We start from the raw sequence: 19,408 nt of genomic DNA, 5'->3' as shown, positions 1-19,408 counted from the left end.
GGACTTCAGCGCTATCGGTGGTGAATTGGAGCGCAGAGGCATCATGGTCGAGTATGTCGACTATCGAATCAGTCGCTCGTTTGGCGGTGCGTTCCGCTGCAGCACGCAACCCCTGTGGCGCGCATAGGGCAGGATGGCCAAGGAAACCCAGCCCCAGCATTTGGAGCACCTGCGTGATGCTCAAGGACATGGCCCGCTGCTTGATGCGGATGCGCCAGCGGATCGCGCAGGATTGAACATGAAAATAGCCACCAACGCTTACCCAGTAAGCGCTAGCAGCTATTTTTTGATGCGCAATATCAATCGACCGTCGCGCCCGACTCCTTCACCACCTTACCCCACTTGGCGCTCTCGGCCTTGATGAAGGCGGCGAACTGCGCGGGCGTTTCGGCCACCACGTCGCCGCCCTGCTCGGCGATCTTCTTCTTCACGTCGGGCTGGTTCAGCACCTTGACCAGGGCGGCGTTGAGCTTGTCCAGCACGGGCTTGGGCGTGGCGGCCGGGGCGAACATGCCGAACCAGGACATGGCCTCGTAGCCGGGCACGCCGGCCTCGGCGATGGTGGGCACGTCGGGCAGTTCGGGCGAGCGCCTGGCCGTGGTCACGGCGATGGGGCGCAGCTTGCCCGAGCGCACGTGCTGGATGGCCGAGGGCATGTTGTCGAACATGATGGAGATCTGGCCGCCCAGCAGGTCGGTCATGGCCGGCGCGCTGCCCTTGTAGGGCACGTGCAGCAGGTCGGTGCCGGTCATGCTCTTGAACAGCTCGCCCGACACGTGGGGCGACGCGCCGCTGCCCGGCGAGCCGAAGGTCACCTTGCCGGGGTTGGCCTTGGCGTAGGCGATGAGTTCCTTCACGGTCTTGTACGGCTGGCTCGGGTGGGCCACCAGCAGGTTAGGCACCGTGGCCACGCGCGAGATCGGCGCGAAGTCCTTCACCGGATCAAAGGGCATCTTCTTGTACAGGGCCTGGTTGATGGCGTGTGTGCCCACCGTGCCCATGAACAGTGTGTAGCCGTCGGCGGGTGCCTTGGCGGCCAGCGAGGCGCCGATGTTGCCGCCCGCGCCGGCGCGGTTGTCCACCACGAAGGGCTGGCCCAGCTCGGTCTGCAGGCCCTGGCCCACGATGCGCGCCAGGATGTCGGTGGTGCCGCCGGCCGAGAACGGCACGATGATGGTCACGGGCTTGGCGGGGTAGTTCTGCGCGGCGGCGCCCAGGGGCAGCGCGCCGGCGGCGGCCACGGCCATGCCGGCCAGCAGGGTGCGGCGTGCGATGCGGTGTTTCATGGTCATTTGCGTTTCCTCGCTTGGATAGTGAATCAAAAAAAAGGGGGGGGTCAGACGCCGGCCACGCCCACGGTCATGCCGCCGCAGACGTAGAGCACCTGGCCGGTGACGAAGCCGCTGCGCGCGTCGAGCAGGTAGGACACGGCGTGCGCCACGTCCTCGGGTGTGCCCACGCGCCGCACGGGCACGGCATCGACGATGGCCTGCGTGCGCGGCGCGCCGGGCGGGTTGGCGCGGTCGAAGAGTTCGGTGCGGATGGGGCCCGGGCCGATGGCGTTGGCTGTGATGCCGTGGCGCCCCAGCTCCAGCGCCCACACGCGCGTCATGCCGATCAGGCCAGCCTTGGTGGCGGCGTAGGCGGTGCGCAGCTCCTTGCCCAGCGCCGCACGCGAGGAGATGTTGACGATGCGCCCGAAGCCCGCCTCCCGCATGCCCGGCAGCAGCGCCTGCATGCATTGCAGCGCGCAGCGCAGGTTCAGCGCGACGGCCAGGTCGAACTGCTCCAGGGTCTGCCGGTCGGCCTCGGCGGGCACCACGATGCCCACGTTGTTCACCAGGCGTGTGATGGGCCCGCCCGCCAGCGCCTGCTGCAGGGCGCGCGCGGTCTCCGCGGGGTCGGACAGGTCGGCCTGGATGCCGCCGGGCACATGCGCGGCCGAGCGGTCGATGACCACCGGCTCGTAGCCATCGGCACGGCAGCGCTCGGCGGTGGCCGCGCCGATGCCGGCGCCGCCGCCGGTGATGAGCACGCGTTCGCGGGAGTGGGATGCGGTCATGGTCATTCCAGACAAGGACGTGGCGGGCACGCGCGGGGTCAGCGGCGCAGCGGCCGCGCGCTCATACGCGCTCCAGCACCACAGCGATGCCCTGGCCCACGCCGATGCACATGGTGCACAGCGCGTAGCGCCCGCCCAGCTCGTGCAGCTGGCTCACGGCCGTGGTGGCCAGGCGCGCGCCCGAGGCACCCAGCGGGTGGCCCAGGGCGATGGCTCCGCCCCACTGGTTGACGCGCCGGTCGTCGTCGGCCAGACCCAGGTCGCGCAGCACGGCCAGGCCCTGGGCGGCGAAGGCCTCGTTGAGCTCGATCACGTCCATCTGCTCCAGCGTCAGGCCGGTCAGAGCCAGCACCTTGCGCACCGCCGGCGCCGGGCCAAAGCCCATGATGCGCGGCGCCACGCCGGCCACGGCCATGCCGACCACGCGGGCGCGCGGCGTCAGGCCGTACTGCCGGGCGGCCTCTTCATTGGCCAGCAGCAGGGCGCAGGCGCCGTCGTTCACGCCGCTGGCGTTGCCGGCAGTGACAGTGCCATCAGGGCGCACCACGCCCTTGAGCTTGGCCAGCGCCTCCAGCGTGGTGGCGCGCGGGTGCTCGTCCTGGCTCACGACGATGGGGTCGCCCTTCTTCTGCGCGATGTGCACGGGCACAATTTCCTTGGCCAGGTGGCCGGCGGCGATGGCGGCAGCGGCCTTTTGCTGGCTCGCCAGGGCCATGCGGTCCTGCGCCTCGCGCTCGATCTGGAAGTCGTCGGCCACGTTCTCGGCGGTCTCGGGCATGGAGTCCACGCCGTAGTGCTGCTTCATGAGCTTGTTCACGAAGCGCCAGCCGATGGTGGTGTCGTACACCGCGTTGCTGCGGCTGAAGGCGGACTCTGCCTTGGGCATGACGAAGGGGGCGCGGCTCATGCTCTCCACGCCGCCGGCGATCAGCAGGCGCGCCTCGCCGGCCTTGATGGCGCGCGCGGCCGTGCCCACGGCGTCCAGGCCCGAGCCGCACAGGCGGTTGATGGTGGCGCCGGGCACGGCGATGGGTAGCCCCGCCAGCAGGGCCGCCATGCGCGCCACGTTGCGGTTGTCCTCGCCGGCCTGGTTGGCACAGCCGTAGAGCACATCGTCCACGGCCTTCCAGTCCACGCCGGGGTTGCGCTCCATCAGCGCCTTGATGGGCACGGCCCCCAGGTCGTCGGTGCGCACGCCGCTCAGGGCGCCGCCGTAGCGGCCGAAGGGGGTGCGGATGGCGTCGCAGATAAAGGCTTGGGTCATGGTGTCTCCAGGGATGATGCTTCCAAAAAGTGAGCTTCCAGCACTTGCTGGACGGGCGTCACGGCCCGTTTTTGCATTTATTGCCGGATGGGCAGGCCGACTATGCGCTCGAGCTCCGCATGCGTGAGGCCCGGCACGGTGTCGATGAGCACCAGGCCATCGGGCGTGCATTCCAGTGTGCACAGGTCGGTGTAGATGCGCTTGACGCAGGCCAGGCCCGTGAGGGGGTAGCTGCATTCCTTGACCACCTTGCATTCGCCGGTCTTGGTCAGCAGGTCCATCATCACCCAGGTGGACTTGGCGCCCACGGCCAGGTCCATGGCGCCGCCCACGGCGGGGATGGCGCCGCTCTCGCCCGTGCTCCAGTTGGCCAGGTCGCCCGTGCTGCTCACCTGGAAGGCGCCCAGCACGCAGATGTCCAGGTGGCCGCCGCGCATCATGGCGAAGCTGTCGGCATGGTGGAAGTAGCAGCCGCCGGGCAGCAGCGTCACGGGCTGCTTGCCGGCGTTGGTCAGGTCATAGTCCTCCTGGCCCGGGGCGGGCGCCGGGCCCATGCCCAGGATGCCGTTTTCCGAGTGCAGCACCACCTCGCGGCCAGCCGGCAGGTGGTTGGCCACCAGGGTGGGCTGGCCTATGCCCAGGTTCACGTAGGCGCCGTCGAAAATGTCCTGCGCCACACGCGCGGCCAGCTCGGTCTTGCTTCGTTTCTGATAGTTGCTCACGCTTCGTATCTCCTGCGCTGTATTACTGCCTGATGCCACCGGCCTGGGTGGCGACACGCGGCACCTTCACCACGCGGCTCACGAAGATGCCGGGCGTGACCACGGCCTCGGGGTCGAGTTCGCCCAGCTCCACCAGCTCGTGCACCGTGGCCACGGTGTACTTGGCGGCCATGGCACACACGGGGCCGAAGTTGCGCGCTGACATGCGGTAGGTCAGGTTGCCCCAGCGGTCGCCCTTCTCGGCCTTGACCAGCGCCACGTCGCCGTGGATGGGGTACTCCAGCACGTAGTGCCTGCCGTTGATCTCGCGCGTTTCCTTGCCCTTGGCGAGCTCCGTGCCGTAGGCCGTGGGGCAGAAGAAGGCGCCGATGCCCGCGCCTGCGGCGCGCATGCGCTCGGCCAGGTTGCCCTGGGGCACGAGCTCCAGCTCGATCTTGCCGCTGCGATACAGCTCGTCGAACACCCAGCTGTCGGCCTGGCGCGGAAAGCTGCAGATGATCTTGCGCACCTGGCCGCTCTTGAGCAGCGCCGCCAGCCCCGCGTCGCCATTGCCCGCGTTGTTGTTGACCACGGTGAGCTCGCGCGCGCCGTGGGCGATCAGGCCGTCGATCAGCTCAATCGGGTTGCCCGAGGTACCAAAGCCGCCAATGAGCACCGTGGCGCCGTCCTGCACGCCGGACAGCGCCTGGGCGACCGAATCCGCAATCTTGTTGATCATGTCTTGCCGTTGAGTGGAGGAAAGAGAAGCCGGCCCGGAGGCCGGCATTGCTGTTCGAATAACGAACAAATGTTCGTATAATGAATTCTAGGACAAATCGCCATGAATGACACCCCCCTTTCCGCAGGCATAGGTAATACCCACAGGCCGGGGGACAACTACGTGCAGTCGTTCGCGCGCGGCCTGGAGGTGATCCGCTCGTTCAGCGCCGCAGCGCCGCAGCAGACGCTCAGCGAAGTGGCCGCGCGCACCGGCCTGACGCGCGCCGGGGCGCGGCGCATCCTGCTCACGCTGCAGACCCTGGGCTACCTGGAGAGCGACGGTCGGCTGTTCCGCCTCACGCCGCGCATCCTGGACCTGGGCTTCGCCTACCTGAGCTCCATGCCGATCTGGGACCTGGCCGAACCCATGATGGAGGCGCTCACCGACCGCGTGCGCGAGTCCTGCTCGGCCGCCGTGCTCGACGGGCTGGACATCGTCTACGTGCTGCGCGTGCACACGCACAAGATCATGAGCACCAACCTGGCCGTGGGCTCGCGCCTGCCGGCGTTCTGGACATCGCTGGGCCGCGTGCTGCTGGCCGCCCTGCCCGAGGACGAGCTGCGCGCGCGCCTGGCCACGCTGCCGCGCCAGCCGTTCACGCGCCACACGGTGCTCGACGACGAGACGCTGCTCGCGCGCATCGCCCAGGCGCGCACGCAGGGCTGGTGCCTGGTGGACCAGGAACTGGAAGAGGGCCTGATCTCGGTGGCCGCGCCGCTCAAGAACCGCGCCGGCGATGTGGTAGCCGCGCTGAACATCAGCGGCCAGGCCAACCGCACCAGCACCGAGATGCTGCGCGAGCAGCTGCTGCCCGAGCTGCTGCAGACCGCGCAGGCCATCTCGCGCACACTGCGCACACGTTAAGCTCGGCCCCATGTTCAATCCCACCCAAGCCGATGTGAGGCGCTTCTTCTGCGCCGCGCACGCCAAGCAGCAGGCCGGCCAGCCCATGGAGGCCATAGAGACGCTGGCCGGCCTGTGGATCGCCGAGCACCCCGAGTACCACACCGACCTGGCCGACGTGGACGCCGCCCTCGCGCGCAACTACGACGAGACGCCCACGCGCACCAACCCTTTCCTGCACCTGTCCATGCACCTGTCGATCAGCGAGCAGTGCAGCATCGACCAGCCGCGCGGCATACGCCAGGCCGTGGAGCTGCTGGCCGCGCGCCTGGGCTCGCTGCATGACGCCCACCACGCGGCCATGGAATGCCTGGGCCAGATGCTGTGGGAGGCGCAGCGCTCAGGCCGCCCGCCCGACGGCGACGCCTACATCGCCTGCGTGCAGCGCCGCGCCACGCGCGACTAGCTCACCGCCCGCCTGCTGCGGCCGGCACACCAGCACATCGCAATCGACCCCGCCCAGGAGGCGCCGCACCCTGCGCCCCTGCCACCAGCTGCGCACCAGCCCAGGGGGCAGGCCTCCCAGCACGAGCAGGTCGGCGCCGGTGCGCTGCTGCTGCACCACCAACTGCTGCACCGCATCCTGCGTGCCGGTGGTCATGGCGACGCGGTTGCGCCGGGCGTGGAAAGCGTCCGACAGGCGCACGCGCCGCTGGCGCGCCTGGAGCCGCACGTCCTGGCGATAGGCCTGCGCCACCGACGGCTCGCGCCGGTCCGCGCCATGGAAGAGCTCTATCGTGGCCGAGTCCTGCAGCTCGCCCGCGTAGCGCACCACGGCCCGCGAGGCCAGCGAGAAATCCACGTCCACCAGCACATGGCCATACGCGCCGCAAGGCGCCTCCCGCACCACGAGCACCGGGCAGGGGCTGCGGCGCAGCATCCGCATCAGCAGGCTGCCGTGCCACAGCGACCGCCAGCCCCGGCGCATGCGCGCGTCGAGCACCAGCAGGTCGGCCTGCGCCGCGGCACGCAGCACGCCATCGGCCGCGCCGTCCGGCTCCGGCGGCAGCGCCTGCACCGGCAGGCCGTGACGGCGCGACAGATGGCGCGCTCGCTGCACGAGCCGCGCCTGCGGATCGTCGAACCGGGCCACCGGACCATCGGCGGCGAACAAGATGCGCAGCTGCGCGCCATGGGCGCTGGCCAGCAGCGCAGCGCGTTCCAGCGCATGTTCGGTAGCCGGGGAAAAATCGGTGAGGGCGACGATGGTGTGCAGACGCATGTGCGGGACTCCTTGTGTTTTCTGGCGGCGAGGGTCGGCAAGGGCGGGCGCCGACGGCGGCAGCGTCGTCGGGCCGTGGGCGCATGCAGCGGACATGCGCGCGCCCCTGCCCGGAAGCACAGGGCCGCAGTACGGGCAGTGAAGACGCTAGGGGAGGATGTGCGAGGCGCGCGTGCGGGAGACGCCGGGCCTGGCGGGCTTGGCGATCAGGCCGAGTATGCGGGCTGCCAGACGCCCTGCTTGCGCAGCGCACGCGCCTGCGCGGCCGTGGCACAGGCCAGCCGGGCGGTACGAATGCAGGGGATGGAAGCAGGGAAGCGCATGGGCGTCACTGTAACAAATGACCCTGTTGCGGGCAATGATGCCCCTCGGATGGATGCCGGCTTTCGCGATTGGAAAAAGAAAACCCGCAGCGCCTGCGGGTTCGCCGCCTGACCGGACGAAGGTCAGCGGAAGCGCGACTCGGGCACCACCTGCAGATCGCCCTGGAGCGAGCTCACGTAGCCCGCCAGCGCCTTGAGCTCGGCGTTGGTGAACTGCTTGGCGATGCCGCCCATGATGGCGTTGGAGCGACCCACGTACGCACCCTGGTCGTTCTTGTACTGCTTGAGGGCTACGAACAGGTAGTCCGCATACTGGCCCGCGATCTTGGGGTAGGACGGGTCTATGGGCTTGGCGAAGTTCTCGCCGTGGCAGGACACGCAGGCACCCTTCTGCAGCAGCTGCGCCACCTGGGCATCGGGCTCGCGCGCGGGTTTGGCCGGCAGCTCGCCCTGCTTGCCATGCTCCGAATAGTAGGCAGCCACGTCGGCGATGTCCTGCTCGGTCAGCGTGTCGGCGATGCCGCGCATGGTGGGGTGCTTGCGCTCGCCTTTCTTGTAGGCCTCCAGCGCCGAGGCGATGTACCTGGCGCCCTGCCCCGAGATCATGGGCACCTTGTGCACCTGTGGAAAGCTCGCCTGGTAGCCCGGAATGCCATGGCAGCCGATGCACATGGCGATCTTGCCCGCCCCGGCCTTGGCGTCTCCCTTGATCTCCTCGGCATGGAGCAAACTGGTCGCACAGGCGACGGACAGGCCGAATAGCGTGGTCAGTGTCTTTTTCATTTTGCGCGCACAATCAATCGATTGGTTGTGGTTGTCTCCGTCTTCTGCATCGCAGACGATTATAGGCAGCGCCTGTCAAGCCCATTCATCAACGATTTCCCTATTTTCAAGCCAAGGCCCATGAAATTCCAAGGTTCACAGAATTACGTTGCCACGCAAGACCTGATGCTGGCCGTCAACGCCGCCATCAAACTGCAGCGTCCGCTGCTCGTCAAAGGCGAGCCCGGCACGGGCAAGACCATGCTGGCCGAGGAGGTCGCGCAGGCGCTCGACATGCCGCTGCTGCAGTGGCACATCAAGTCCACCACCAAGGCGCAGCAGGGCCTGTACGAGTACGACGCGGTGAGCCGCCTGCGCGATTCGCAGCTGGGTGACGAGCGCGTCAAGGACATTCACAACTACATCGTCAAGGGCGTGCTGTGGCAGGCCTTCACGGCCGAGCAGCCCGTCGCGCTGCTGATCGACGAGATCGACAAGGCCGACATCGAATTCCCAAACGACCTGCTGCGCGAGCTCGACCGCATGGAGTTCTACTGCTACGAGACGCGCGAGATGGTCGCTGCCCGCCACCGCCCGCTGGTCTTCATCACCTCGAACAACGAAAAGGAGCTGCCCGACGCCTTCCTGCGCCGCTGCTTCTTCCACTACATCAAGTTCCCCGAGCCCGAGACGATGAAGAAGATCGTCGACGTGCACTTCCCCACGCTCAAGAGCGAACTGCTCACCGTGGCGATGAAGACCTTCTACGACGTGCGCGGTCTGCCGGGCCTGAAGAAGAAGCCCTCGACCAGCGAACTCATCGACTGGCTCAAGCTGCTCGTGGCCGAGGAGATCCCGCTCGAAGCGCTGCAGAGCGCCGACAACAAGGTCTCCGTGCCGCCGCTCGTGGGCGCGCTGCTCAAGAACGAGCAGGACGTGAGCCTGTTCGAAAAGCTGGTGTTCATGAACCAGCGCAACCGCTGAAGGCGCGCGCCATGACCTTCGTGGAACCCATCATCCTGCGCGGGCGCGGCGTGCGCTTGGAGCCGCTGGCGCTCGAACACGAGGCGGGCATCGCCGCAGCCGCCGCCGACGGCGAACTATGGAAGCTGCGCGTCACCTCCGTGCCCGAGCCGCAGGACACGCGCGCCTACATCGAGACCGCGCTGAAGATGCGCGAGGAAGGTAGCCGCTTCGCCTTCGCCGTGATCGACGAGGCCACGGGCCGCGTGCTCGGCAGCACGAGCTACCACGACATCCTGCCCGCCGTGCGGCGCGTGGAGATCGGCTGGACATGGTACGCCAGGAGCGTGCAGCGCAGCCACGTGAACACCACGTGCAAGCTGCTCATGATGGGCCACGCGTTCGACACGCTGCAATGCCACGTGGTGGGCTGGCGCACCGACAACTACAACTTCGCCTCGCAAAAAGCCATCGAGCGCCTGGGCGCGAAGAAGGATGGCGTGATCCGCGGCCACGCGCTGCGCCGCGACGGCACCATCCGCGACACGGTGATGTACAGCATGCGCAGCGGCGAGTGGCCCGAGACCAGGGCGCAGTTGCTCTACCTGCTGGGGCGCCACGAGAGCGCCTGACGAAAGCGCCGCAGGTCAGTCCACCACCAGGTTCAGCTCGCGCGTCAGGCGCCGGTAGCTCGGCCAGGTGCGCTGGATGAACTGGCGCAGCGGGTCGCCCGTGAGTATCGGGCCTTCCTCGTGCAGCGTTTCACGCACTGCCTTGATGCGCGGAGACTCGTTCACCGACGACGTGAACAGATCGGCCAAGCGCCGCACCACCTCGGGCGGCGTGCCGGCCGGGGCGAACAGCATGTTGCATTCGGCAAGGTCTTCATAGGCCGGCCCCTTGAAGCCGGCATCGACCCATCGCGGAATGCCCGGCAGCCGGCGCGACTTGTCGCCGACGGTGATCACCACCGGCCTGACTGCGCCCTTGTCCAGGCCCGCGCCCATGCCCGCCAGCGAGCCTGCGCCCATATCGATGGTGCCGGCGTACAGGTCCATCAGCATGGCGCCGGTGCCCTTGTAGTTGACGACGTTGAACTGCCCGCCGGTGTCCTTGGCCAGTTGGGCCAGCATCAGCTGCCAGCCCGACCCGATGGAGTAGTTGCCGACATTGATCGGCTTTTTCTTGGAATAGGCGATCGCCTGCTCCAGCGTCTGCACGGGAAAGTCCTTGTTCACCACGGCCACGACCGGGCCGACGCCCATGGCCGCGATGGGCAGCAAGTCCTTGTCGGTGTCGATCGGCAGCTTCTTCAGCAGGGCCGGCGCCTGCGCGGGCTGGCTGTGCAGCGACAGCAGCAGCGTATAGCCGTCAGGGGTCGACCGGGCAACGCTCTCGGCGGCGATCATGCCCAGGCCGCCCGGCTTGTTTTCCACCACCACGGGCACGCCCAGCTTCTGCGCAGCGTAGTCGGCGAACGCCCGCGCCGTGGAGTCGTTGGACGAGCCCGGCGCCTGCCCCGCAATGATGCGGATGGGCTTGGCGGGCCATGCCTCGCTGGCGCGCGCCGACAAGGCATGGGCGGCCAGGGCAGCGGCGCCCAGGGCCAGCAGGTCGCGGCGACCCATCGCCCGGCGGGATTGTTCGAGATCGAGGGACATGGAAAGCTCCTGAAAAGCCGCATGGCTCGCGCCATCGGCCGTTGTCTCTGTTGTATATGGCACCTCGTCCGCAGATGTGTGGCCGGGCCTGGAACAGGCCTCCGTCGAAGCCCAGGGCAGTATAGAAATCGGTTTTTCGCCTCCCTTGCGGGACAACCCCGACTTGTACGGCGGCTACCGGACAAGACCGGGTTACCCCGAACCTCATGAAACGGCACAAGCCGCGAAGCTTGTCCGTACAAGCAGCGCCCCTCTTCCCGATGTCCGTACCTCATCCACCGTCCCATGCAGGCAAACGCGGCCACGTCCGCGCGCACATCCTGCGCGGCATCGAATGCGGCCTGTGGCCCGTCGGCGCCATGCTGCCGGCCGAATCCTCCCTTTGCGCCGAACTGGGCGTGAGCCGGCACACGGTGCGCGCGGCGCTGGCGGACCTGCAGTCGATGGGGCTGGTGGCCAGCCATCAGGGCGTGGGCACGCGCGTGCTGCGGCGCAAGCCGGAGCTGACGCCATCGCACTCGCTGCAGAACATCTCGGAGCTGGCCCTGTACGCCCGCAACACCATGGTGCGCATCCTCGGCGTCAAGGACGTCACGCTGGACGAGGCCACGGCCGAATGGATCGGCGCAGGCGCCGGCGAGACCTGGTGCATGGCCCGCACGCTGCGCACGGCCGCGGACCAAGATGCGCCGATCGTCCTGTCCTCCGTCTGGGTGCCGCAGGCCAGCAAGCCGGCCATCGAAGCCTCCGGCCGCTCCGGCCTGCCGGTGTTCATCGAGGTGCAGCGGCTGCACGGCCGCATGGTCAGCGAGGTGCGCCAAGTCATAGGCATCAGCATCGCCACGCGCGAGCAGGCCACGCTGCTGCGCTGCAAGACGCGCGAGCCGCTGCTGCGCATCCAGCGCTGGTACTACGGCCATCAGCGCGCCCTGCTGGAGGTGACCGATTCGCTGCATCCGCAGGACCGCTTCCAGTACGCCGTCACGCTGCGCCACGTATCGAGCGGCGGCATCACGCAATCCTCACCACACCAGGAATGAAAGCCCCATGAAGCCCTTGGCAGGACAACGCGTCATAGACCTCACGCAGAACGTCGCCGGCCCCTACTGCACCCAGGTGCTGGCCGACCTCGGTGCGGACGTGATCAAGATCGAGCGCCCCGGCGCCGGCGACGACACGCGCCACTGGGCCCCGAACATCGGCGAGGCCATGTCACCCACCTATGCCACCTTCAACCGCGGCAAGCGGAGCCTGGCGATCGACCTGGACCACCCGGATGGGCAGGCCCTGCTGGCCAGTCTGCTGCGGCCCGACGACGTCTTCGTGCACTCGCTCAAGCCCGGCAGCGCCGAGCAGCGCGGGCTGGGCTACGAGGCCCTGGCCGAAGGCCGCCCCGGCCTGATCTACTGCGCCATCAGCGCCTACGGCACGAGCGGACCGCGCGCGGCCTTTCCCGGCTACGACCCGCTGATACAGGCCTACTCGGGCATCATGTCCGTCAACGGTCACGAGGGGCTGCCGCCCGCCCGCGTGGGCGTGTCCATGGTCGATATGGGCACGGCGCTGTGGTCGGCGCTGGGCATCGCCGCGGCCATCTCGCAACGCAAGGACAGCGGCCGCGGCTGCCGCATCGACACCTCGCTGCTGGAGACCGGCCTGGCCTGGATGACCAACCCCATCGCCAACCACAGTGCCAGCGGCAAGCTGCCGCGCCGCATGGGCTCGGCCACCGCCATGCTCATGCCCTACGAGGTGTTCCAGTGCGCGGACGGCCAGGTGTTCATCGGCTGCGGCAACGACCGGCTGTTCCACAAACTGCTGCATGGGCTGGAGCGCAGCGACCTGGCCGGGGACGCGCGCTTCGCCACCAATGCCGAGCGCGTGAAGCACCGGGACCTGGTGCACGACACGCTGGAGGCCGCCACGGGCAGGCTGAAGGTGGCCCAGATCATCGAGCGGCTGGAGGCGCAGGGCGTGCCGGTCAGCCCCGTACACGACCTTTCGCAGGTGATGCAGGACCCGCAGATCCAGGCCGTGGACATGGCGCGCCCGCTGGACTGGGACGATGGTCCGGCCCAGCCCCTGAACGCCATCGGCACGCCCATCCGCTTCGACGGCACGCGCGAATTCGCCGGCCACCTGAGCGCGCGCGTCGGCGCCGATTCGCAGGCCCTGCTGCGTGCCGCCGGCATGAGCGAGGCGCGCATTGCGCAGCTGGTGCACAGCGGCGCCGTACAGATTTGACCGACAAGGAGACATGATGGATTTCGCGTATTCGAGCACCCAGCAGGAGATCCGCGCCGCGGTGGGCGAGCTGGCCCGCCGCTTCGGCGATGCGTACTGGCGCGACTGCGACGCGCGCGAGGCCTACCCCGATGCGTTCGTGGCGGCCATGACCGAGGCCGGCTGGCTCGCTGCCCTGATCCCCGAGCAGTACGGCGGCTCCGGCCTGGGCCTGCTGGACGCCTGCGTGATCCTGGAGGAGATCAACCGCCAGGGCGGCAACGCCGCCACCTGCCACGCGCAGATGTACACCATGGCCAGCGTGCTGCAGCACGGCAGCGCGGCGCAGAAGCAGGCCATCCTGCCGCGCATCGCCACGGGAGACCTGCGCCTGCAGGCCTTCGGCGTGACCGAGCCCGACGCCGGCTCCAACACGCTGCGCATCAAGACCTTCGCGAAGAAGGTCAATGGCGGCTACGTCATCAACGGCCAGAAGATCTGGACCTCGCGCTTTCGCCAGTCCGACATGTACCTGCTGCTGGCCCGCACCACGCCCTACGAGGACGTGGCGCGCAAGACCGACGGCCTGAGCCTGTTCCTGGTGGACATCGCCAAGGCCGGCCGTGCGCTGCAGCCGCGCACCATCGACACCATGCTCAACCACCACACCAACGAGGTGTTCATCGACAACCTGGAGGTGGCCGACGAATGGCGCGTGGGCGAGGAAGGCCAGGGCTTTCGCTACCTGCTGTCCTCGCTGAACGCGGAGCGCCTGCTCGTCTCCAGCGAATGCGTGGGCGACGGCAAGTGGTTCGTCGAGCGCGCGCGCACCTACGCCACCGGCCGCGTGGTGTTCGACAAGCCCATCGGTGCCAACCAGGGCGTGGCCTTCCCCATCGCACGAGCGCACATGAACCTCAGCGCGGCTGAACTCATGCGCAACCAGGCCGCCACGCTGTTCGACCAGGAGCAGCCCTGCGGCGGCGAAGCCAACATGGCCAAGTACCTGTGCTCCGAGGCCTCGTGGGAGGCCGCCGAGGCCGCCATGACCACCTATGGCGGCTACGGCGTGGCTACCGAGTACGACATCGAGCGCAAGTGGAAGGAAACGCGCCTGCTCCGCACCGCGCCGATTTCCAACAACCTGGTGCTGGCCTACGTCGCCCAGCATCTGCTGGACATGCCACGTTCTTATTGAGAGAAATCCACCATGGAAACCCTGCTGTTCGAGAAAGACGCCAGCCCCGGCGTCGCGGTGCTGACGCTGAACCGCCCCGAGGTGCTCAACGCCTTGAACACCGCCATGTGGCGCGAGCTGTGGGCGCTGCTGCGCGAGCTGGCCTACGACACGACGCTGGCATGCCTCGTCATTCAGGGCGCCGGCCCGCGCGCGTTCTCGGCCGGCGGCGACCTCAAGGAGCGCAACGGCATGAGCGACGCGGACTGGGCAGCGCAGCACCAGCTCATCGAGGACGTGCTGCTGCAGATCCGCGACTTCCCCCGGCCCGTGATCGCCGCCATGCACGGCATCGCGCACGGCGGTGGCATCGAGCTGGCGCTGATGTGCGACTTCATCATCGGTGACGACACCTGCGACATCGCCCTGCCCGAGGTCAAGCGCGGCTTCCTGCCCGGCGGCGGCGGGCTGCAGAACCTCACGCGCGCCATCGGCGTGCGCAAGACCAAGCAGATGCTCTTCAGCGGCGCGCGCGTGCATGCGCGGCAGGCGCACGAATGGGGCGTCCTGAACGAATGCGTGGCCGCGGGCATGCACCTGCCGCGCGCGCTGGAGCTCGCGCGCGAGATCGCCCGCGCGGCCCCCATGGCCATCCGCACCGCCAAGGTCGCGCTACAGCAGGGGGCGGACTGCGACTTCCGCAGCGGCTACGCCCTCGACCTGGCATTCCACAACCTGCTGGTGCGCTCGGAAGACCGGATCGAAGGCATACGCGCATTCAACGAAAAAAGGGAGCCGAAATGGACTCAAAGGTGAACACCGATTTCTGGAGCCTGGCCGAGACGATCTACGCGCGGCGCGCCCCGGCCATCGAGGTGGCCGCGATGGAACATGCCCGCCGCGCTTGGCTCGACACCCTGGCCTGCATGGTGGGCGGCGCCGGCGAGCCCGCCGCCCGCGCCGCCGCGCAGGCCGCCGACACGGCCGGCGCGGAGCACCGGGCGCTCGTGCTCGGCGCCGCATCGCATGCGCTGGACTACGACGACGTCTGCATGCTCGCCACCTGCCACCCCAGCGCGCCCGTGGTGTCGGCGCTGCTCGCGGGGATCGACCGCGCGGAGGGCGAGGTCACGCTGGCCGACCTGCTCGCGGCCCACCTCGTGGGCACGGAAACCATGCTGCGCCTGGGCGCCTGGCTGGGATTCGGCCACTATGCGCTGGGCTTTCACGCCACCGGCACGCTGGGCGTGGTGGGCGCGGCCGCCGCCTATGCCTACCTGCTGCGCCTGCCCGTGGCGCAGTGGCGCACGGCGCTGTCGATCGCGGCCAGCTCGGCCTGCGGCCTGCGCGCCAACTTCGGCACCGACACCAAGCCCCTGCACGTGGGCTTCGCGGCCAGCGCCGCCATTCGCGCCGTGGGCCTGGCACGCGCGGGCGCCACTGCGAGCGACGATGCCCTCGCCGGCTTCGCACAAGCATTTGCCGGCGGGGCCAGGCTCGATCCGCCACGCTGGGACGCCCTGACGCCCTGGGCCGTGCTGGCGCCGGGGTTCGAGGTCAAGCGCTATCCCAGCTGCTACCTGACGCACCGCATGATCGCGGGCATCCAGCGCCTGCGCGAGCGCCACCCGCCGCAGGCGGGCGACGCGCCCGTGGCCATCGACCTGCTGCTTCCCCATGGCAGCGTGGCGCCGCTCAAGTACCCACAGCCGCGAACCGGCCTGCAGGCCAAGTTCAGCGCCCCCTATTGCGCCGCCGCGGCATGGGTGGACGGACACGTCGGCCTGGCCAGCTTCAGCGATGCCGCCGCCAACCGCGGCGCGCTGCTGCCCCAAATGCGCCAGGTCCGTGTTGCTGAGCGGCCCGGCCCGCACGAGCCGCTGGAGACGGCGCCAGTACGGGTGACGATCACCGGCCCGGGCTGGAGCGACGCCATCCTGGTGGACTGGGCGCCCGGCTCCCTGCAGGACCCGGTCACCGACGAAGACCTGCTGGCCAAATGGGTCGACTGCGCCGCCAACGGCCAGGTCGCGGCGCCCGCGACCATTGCCACCGGCTGGCTCGCCGCGGGCATGGACCAGCCCATGGGCTCCCTGCTGCATTCCCTGCGCCGGGCGATTCTGGCGCGCAGCGGCAATGCCGGGGGGTAGCCGGCGGCGTCCTGCGCATGACAAGCGCCGCTTGCCGCTCGGTCCCATAATGGGAAGATCAAGGTTGTCTTCCCATGCTGATCGACTTTTTTTACACCATGCGCGCCGGCAAGCTGCCGGTGTCGGTCAAGGAATTCCTCGCGCTGCTCGAAGCGCTGCAGGCCGGCGTGGTCGGCCCGCGCTCTGACGACGCCTGGAGCCTGGACGATTTCTACTACCTCGCGCGCACCGCGCTCGTGAAGGACGAGAAGCATTTCGACAAGTTCGACCGCGCGTTCGCCGCCTACTTCAAGGGCGTGGAGATGCTGACCGACTTCCGCCAGGAGATCCCCGCCGACTGGCTGCGCAAGATGCTCGAACGCGAGCTCAGCCCCGAGGAGAAGGCCGCCATCGAGAAGATGGGCTGGGACGAGCTCATGGAGACGCTAAAAAAGCGCCTGGAGGAGCAGAAAGAGCGCCACCAGGGCGGCAGCAAGTGGATCGGCACGGGCGGCACCAGCCCCTTCGGCCACGGCGGCTACAACCCTCAGGGCATCCGCATCGGCGGCGCGGGCAAGAACCGCAGCGCCGTGAAGGTCTGGGAGCAGCGCGCCTACCGCGACTACGACGACCAGCAGGAACTGGGCACGCGCAACATCAAGGTGGCGCTGCGGCGCCTGCGCAAGTTCGCGCGCGAGGGGCACGAGCTGGAGCTCGATCTGCCCGACACCATCCGCGCCACGGCCGCGAACGCCGGGTACCTGGACATCAAGATGGTGCCCGAGCGCCACAACAACGTGAAGGTGCTGCTGCTCATGGACGTGGGCGGCACGATGGACGAGCACATCCAGCGCGTGGAGGAGCTTTTCAGCGCCGTGAAGAGCGAGTTCAAGCACCTGGAGTTCTACTACTTCCACAACTGCGTCTACGACTTCATGTGGAAGAACAACCGCCGGCGCTTCGCGGAGAAGTTCGCCACCTGGGACATCATCCGCAAGTACAACAAGGACTACAAGCTGATCTTCGTGGGCGACGCGACCATGAGCCCCTACGAGATCCTGCAGCCCGGCGGCAGCGTGGAATACAACAACGAGGAGCCCGGCGCCGAGTGGCTGCAGCGCCTCACGCACGCGTTTCCGAAGTTCGCCTGGATCAACCCCGAGCCGCAGGGCGTGTGGCAGTACCGCCAGAGCATCGCCATCGTCCAGCAGCTCATGGGCAACCGCATGTACCCTTTGTCACTCAAGGGCCTGGAGGAGACGATGCGGCTTTTGTCAAAATAGCCGCATGTTCCACAAGCCTCCAGCGCCGGCCGGATGGCCGGCGTTGCTGTTTCTGTCCATCGCCGTCGTACTGATGCAAGGCTGCAGCGTGCTGCGCGGCACACCGGACGAGCACGACGCAAGCACCGCCCAGACACGGCCCGCCGACGCGGGCGGCCCCGACGCCTTCGCGCTCGACGTCCAGTCGGACGACGACGCCGTGCGCGAATACCTGTCCCGCCACATGGAGCTGCAGCGCTTTCGCCAGTTGCCCGACCTGCAGGCCCAGGAGCTCACGCGCCTGCTGGGCGCGGCCGACGCCAACGTGCGCGACCTGCTGGCCACTCTGGGCTACTTCAGCCCCGACATCACCATCACGCTGAACGACACCCCCGTGCCGGACAAGAACACGCCGGCGCACACCGTGCAGGTGCGCGTGCTGCCGGGCCCGCGCACGCACATCGCCAGCGTGGACATCGCCGTGTCCGGCGACGGTGGCGCCGGCGCGCAGGACCTGGCTCGCCGCCAGGCCCAGCTGCGGCGCGGCTGGGGCCTGCCGCCGGACGCTCCCTTCACCCAGCAGGACTGGGACGCGGCCAAGGCCCAGGGCCTGCGCCAGCTGCAGGAGCGCCAATACCCCACGGCGCGCATCGCCGAGAGCCGCGCCGACGTGGACGCCGATCAGGCCCGGGCGCGCCTGTCGGTGCATTACGACAGCGGCCCCGCCTACCGCTTCGGCCCGCTGCAGATCAAGGGCGGCGAGCGCTACGACGCTGAAGGCATGCGCCGCATCGCGCGCCTGCCCACGGGCGAGGACTACAGCGAGACCAAGCTGCTCGACACCCAGCAGCGCCTGGCCAGCAGCGGCTACTACGACGCGGTGTTCCTCACGCTCGACACCGGGCACGGCGACCCGCAGGCCACGCCCGTGGTCGCGCAGGTGCGCGACGCGCCGCTGCAAAAGCTCATCTTCGGCGTCGGCATCTCCACCGACAGCGGGCCGCGCCTGTCCATGGACCATACCCACAACCGCCTGCCGGGCCTGGGCTGGCGCGCCGTCACCAAGGTTGCGCTGGACCGCGAGCGCAGGCTGCTGTCCACCGACTGGACCGCCCTGCCCGCCGCCGACGGCTGGCGCTGGTTCACCGGATTGCAGCTGCAGCGCGAGGCCACGGGCAGCTTCGACGTGGACAGCACCCGCCTGCGCGCCGGGCGCACGCAGAGCGGCAACCACATCGATCGCAGCTACTTCCTGCAGCACGACACGGCCAAGAGCCATGGCGTGGGCGCGCCCGCATCAAGCAGCGCCATCAGCGCCAACTACAGCTGGACGGGGCGCTACTTCAACAACGCCACCGCCCCCACGCGCGGCTGGGGCCTGGCGGGCGAGTTCGGCGCGGGCACCACGCTGCGGCCCGCGCGCGACCCGTTCCTGCGCGCGCTGCTGCGCTGGCAGTCCTTCATCGACCTGGGGCGCGTGGAGATGGGCAACAACCTGCGCCGCAGCAGCCGCCTGTCGCTGCGGCTGGAGGGCGGCGCCGTACTGGCGCGCGAGGGCGCCGACATCCCCGTGACCCAGCTGTTCCTGACCGGCGGCGACACCACGGTGCGCGGCTACGGCTACCGCAGCATAGGCGCGCGCATCAACAACGGCGAGCTCTTCGGCGGCCGCTACATGACCGTGGGCAGCATGGAGTGGCAGCGCCCCATCACCGTGCGCGGCAACCGCACCGACTTCGAAAGCGCCATGTTCATCGACGCCGGCGCCGTGGCCGACAAGCCCGGCGACCTGAGCGCGCGCGTGGGCGTGGGCGCGGGCCTGCGCTGGCGCAGCCCCGTGGGCCCGCTGCAGGCCGACCTGGGCTATGGGCTGCAATCGCGCCAGCTGCGGCTGCACCTGCGGTTGGGCTACACGTTCTGACATCAAAAAAGTGAGCTTCCAGCGCTTGTCCATCCTCAAATTCAGATTGATTCG

The 19,408-nt window shown here is 68.8% G+C and carries 19 protein-coding genes; 11 read left to right on the top strand and 8 right to left on the bottom strand.

All coding sequences use genetic code 11. The features are described 5' to 3' along the window. Positions 1 to 299 precede the first annotated feature (299 nt). The 5 genes from ALIDE2_RS19490 to ALIDE2_RS19470 form a co-directional block, all read right to left on the bottom strand. Positions 300 to 1,292 (bottom strand): Bug family tripartite tricarboxylate transporter substrate binding protein, encoded by a 993-nt coding sequence (locus tag ALIDE2_RS19490; protein ID WP_013520309.1) that lies wholly within the window; start codon positions 1,290 to 1,292, stop codon positions 300 to 302. Positions 1,293 to 1,336: 44 nt separating this feature from the next. Continuing rightward, positions 1,337 to 2,062 (bottom strand): SDR family oxidoreductase, encoded by a 726-nt coding sequence (locus ALIDE2_RS19485; protein WP_013520310.1) that lies wholly within the window; start codon positions 2,060 to 2,062, stop codon positions 1,337 to 1,339. A 61-nt stretch (positions 2,063 to 2,123) separates the two neighbouring features. Continuing rightward, positions 2,124 to 3,326, bottom strand: a complete 1,203-nt coding sequence (pcaF, locus tag ALIDE2_RS19480) for a 3-oxoadipyl-CoA thiolase (protein WP_013520311.1) — start codon at positions 3,324 to 3,326, stop codon at positions 2,124 to 2,126. A gap of 77 nt (positions 3,327 to 3,403) precedes the next feature. After that, complete coding sequence (locus tag ALIDE2_RS19475; RefSeq protein ID WP_013520312.1) at positions 3,404 to 4,048, bottom strand: 3-oxoacid CoA-transferase subunit B; 645 nt, start codon at positions 4,046 to 4,048, stop codon at positions 3,404 to 3,406. A gap of 22 nt (positions 4,049 to 4,070) precedes the next feature. Further along, positions 4,071 to 4,766 (bottom strand): 3-oxoacid CoA-transferase subunit A, encoded by a 696-nt coding sequence (locus ALIDE2_RS19470; RefSeq protein ID WP_013520313.1) that lies wholly within the window; start codon positions 4,764 to 4,766, stop codon positions 4,071 to 4,073. 102 nt (positions 4,767 to 4,868) lie between these two features. On the opposite strand from ALIDE2_RS19470, the gene ALIDE2_RS19465 reads away from it, so the two are divergent. Further along, on the top strand, positions 4,869 to 5,672 hold the full coding sequence (locus ALIDE2_RS19465; protein WP_013520314.1) for an IclR family transcriptional regulator domain-containing protein: 804 nt from the start codon (positions 4,869 to 4,871) through the stop codon (positions 5,670 to 5,672). A 10-nt stretch (positions 5,673 to 5,682) separates the two neighbouring features. Continuing rightward, positions 5,683 to 6,117: a DUF1841 family protein gene (locus ALIDE2_RS19460; protein WP_013520315.1), complete on the top strand. Its 435-nt coding sequence runs from the start codon at positions 5,683 to 5,685 to the stop codon at positions 6,115 to 6,117. On the opposite strand, the gene ALIDE2_RS19455 is transcribed toward ALIDE2_RS19460, so the two are convergent. Beyond that, positions 6,052 to 6,933: a universal stress protein gene (locus ALIDE2_RS19455; RefSeq protein ID WP_013520316.1), complete on the bottom strand. Its 882-nt coding sequence runs from the start codon at positions 6,931 to 6,933 to the stop codon at positions 6,052 to 6,054. The two genes, ALIDE2_RS19460 and ALIDE2_RS19455, sit on opposite strands and share 66 nt — an antisense overlap. 446 nt (positions 6,934 to 7,379) lie before the next feature. Beyond that, positions 7,380 to 8,039: a c-type cytochrome gene (locus tag ALIDE2_RS19450; RefSeq protein ID WP_013520317.1), complete on the bottom strand. Its 660-nt coding sequence runs from the start codon at positions 8,037 to 8,039 to the stop codon at positions 7,380 to 7,382. 120 nt (positions 8,040 to 8,159) lie between these two features. Here ALIDE2_RS19450 and ALIDE2_RS19445 point away from each other — a divergent pair, with 120 nt between their 5' ends. Both ALIDE2_RS19445 and ALIDE2_RS19440 read left to right on the top strand, forming a co-directional pair. Next, entirely contained in the window at positions 8,160 to 9,002 is an 843-nt protein-coding gene (locus ALIDE2_RS19445) for an AAA family ATPase (protein ID WP_013520318.1), read from the top strand. Between the two features lie 11 nt (positions 9,003 to 9,013). Further along, positions 9,014 to 9,613, top strand: coding sequence for a GNAT family N-acetyltransferase (locus ALIDE2_RS19440; protein ID WP_013520319.1), 600 nt, complete (start codon positions 9,014 to 9,016; stop codon positions 9,611 to 9,613). A gap of 15 nt (positions 9,614 to 9,628) precedes the next feature. On the opposite strand, the gene ALIDE2_RS19435 is transcribed toward ALIDE2_RS19440, so the two are convergent. Then, entirely contained in the window at positions 9,629 to 10,642 is a 1,014-nt protein-coding gene (locus ALIDE2_RS19435) for a Bug family tripartite tricarboxylate transporter substrate binding protein (RefSeq protein ID WP_013520320.1), read from the bottom strand. A gap of 260 nt (positions 10,643 to 10,902) precedes the next feature. Between ALIDE2_RS19435 and ALIDE2_RS19430 the strand changes: the two genes are divergently transcribed. The 7 genes from ALIDE2_RS19430 (at position 10,903) to ALIDE2_RS19400 (ending at position 19,354) form a co-directional block, all read left to right on the top strand. Next, a complete protein-coding gene (locus tag ALIDE2_RS19430) occupies positions 10,903 to 11,682 on the top strand; it encodes a GntR family transcriptional regulator (protein ID WP_013520321.1) in 780 nt (259 codons plus the stop codon). Between the two features lie 7 nt (positions 11,683 to 11,689). Continuing rightward, entirely contained in the window at positions 11,690 to 12,886 is a 1,197-nt protein-coding gene (locus tag ALIDE2_RS19425) for a CaiB/BaiF CoA transferase family protein (protein ID WP_013520322.1), read from the top strand. A gap of 16 nt (positions 12,887 to 12,902) precedes the next feature. Further along, positions 12,903 to 14,063, top strand: a complete 1,161-nt coding sequence (locus ALIDE2_RS19420) for an acyl-CoA dehydrogenase family protein (RefSeq protein WP_013520323.1) — start codon at positions 12,903 to 12,905, stop codon at positions 14,061 to 14,063. A 12-nt stretch (positions 14,064 to 14,075) separates the two neighbouring features. Continuing rightward, positions 14,076 to 14,858, top strand: a complete 783-nt coding sequence (locus ALIDE2_RS19415) for an enoyl-CoA hydratase/isomerase family protein (protein WP_013520324.1) — start codon at positions 14,076 to 14,078, stop codon at positions 14,856 to 14,858. Further along, positions 14,855 to 16,192, top strand: coding sequence for an MmgE/PrpD family protein (locus tag ALIDE2_RS19410; RefSeq protein ID WP_238530054.1), 1,338 nt, complete (start codon positions 14,855 to 14,857; stop codon positions 16,190 to 16,192). The genes ALIDE2_RS19415 and ALIDE2_RS19410 overlap by 4 nt, the downstream gene beginning before the upstream one ends. A 74-nt stretch (positions 16,193 to 16,266) precedes the next feature. Next, on the top strand, positions 16,267 to 17,454 hold the full coding sequence (locus ALIDE2_RS19405) for a vWA domain-containing protein (protein ID WP_013722962.1): 1,188 nt from the start codon (positions 16,267 to 16,269) through the stop codon (positions 17,452 to 17,454). Between the two features lie 4 nt (positions 17,455 to 17,458). Beyond that, complete coding sequence (locus ALIDE2_RS19400) at positions 17,459 to 19,354, top strand: autotransporter assembly complex protein TamA (RefSeq protein WP_013722961.1); 1,896 nt, start codon at positions 17,459 to 17,461, stop codon at positions 19,352 to 19,354. Positions 19,355 to 19,408 lie beyond the last annotated feature (54 nt).

It is taken from the genome of Alicycliphilus denitrificans K601 (assembly GCF_000204645.1).
GTDB classification, from domain to species: Bacteria; Pseudomonadota; Gammaproteobacteria; order Burkholderiales; family Burkholderiaceae_C; genus Alicycliphilus; species Alicycliphilus denitrificans.
This window is presented reverse-complemented; position numbering and strand designations above follow the sequence as displayed.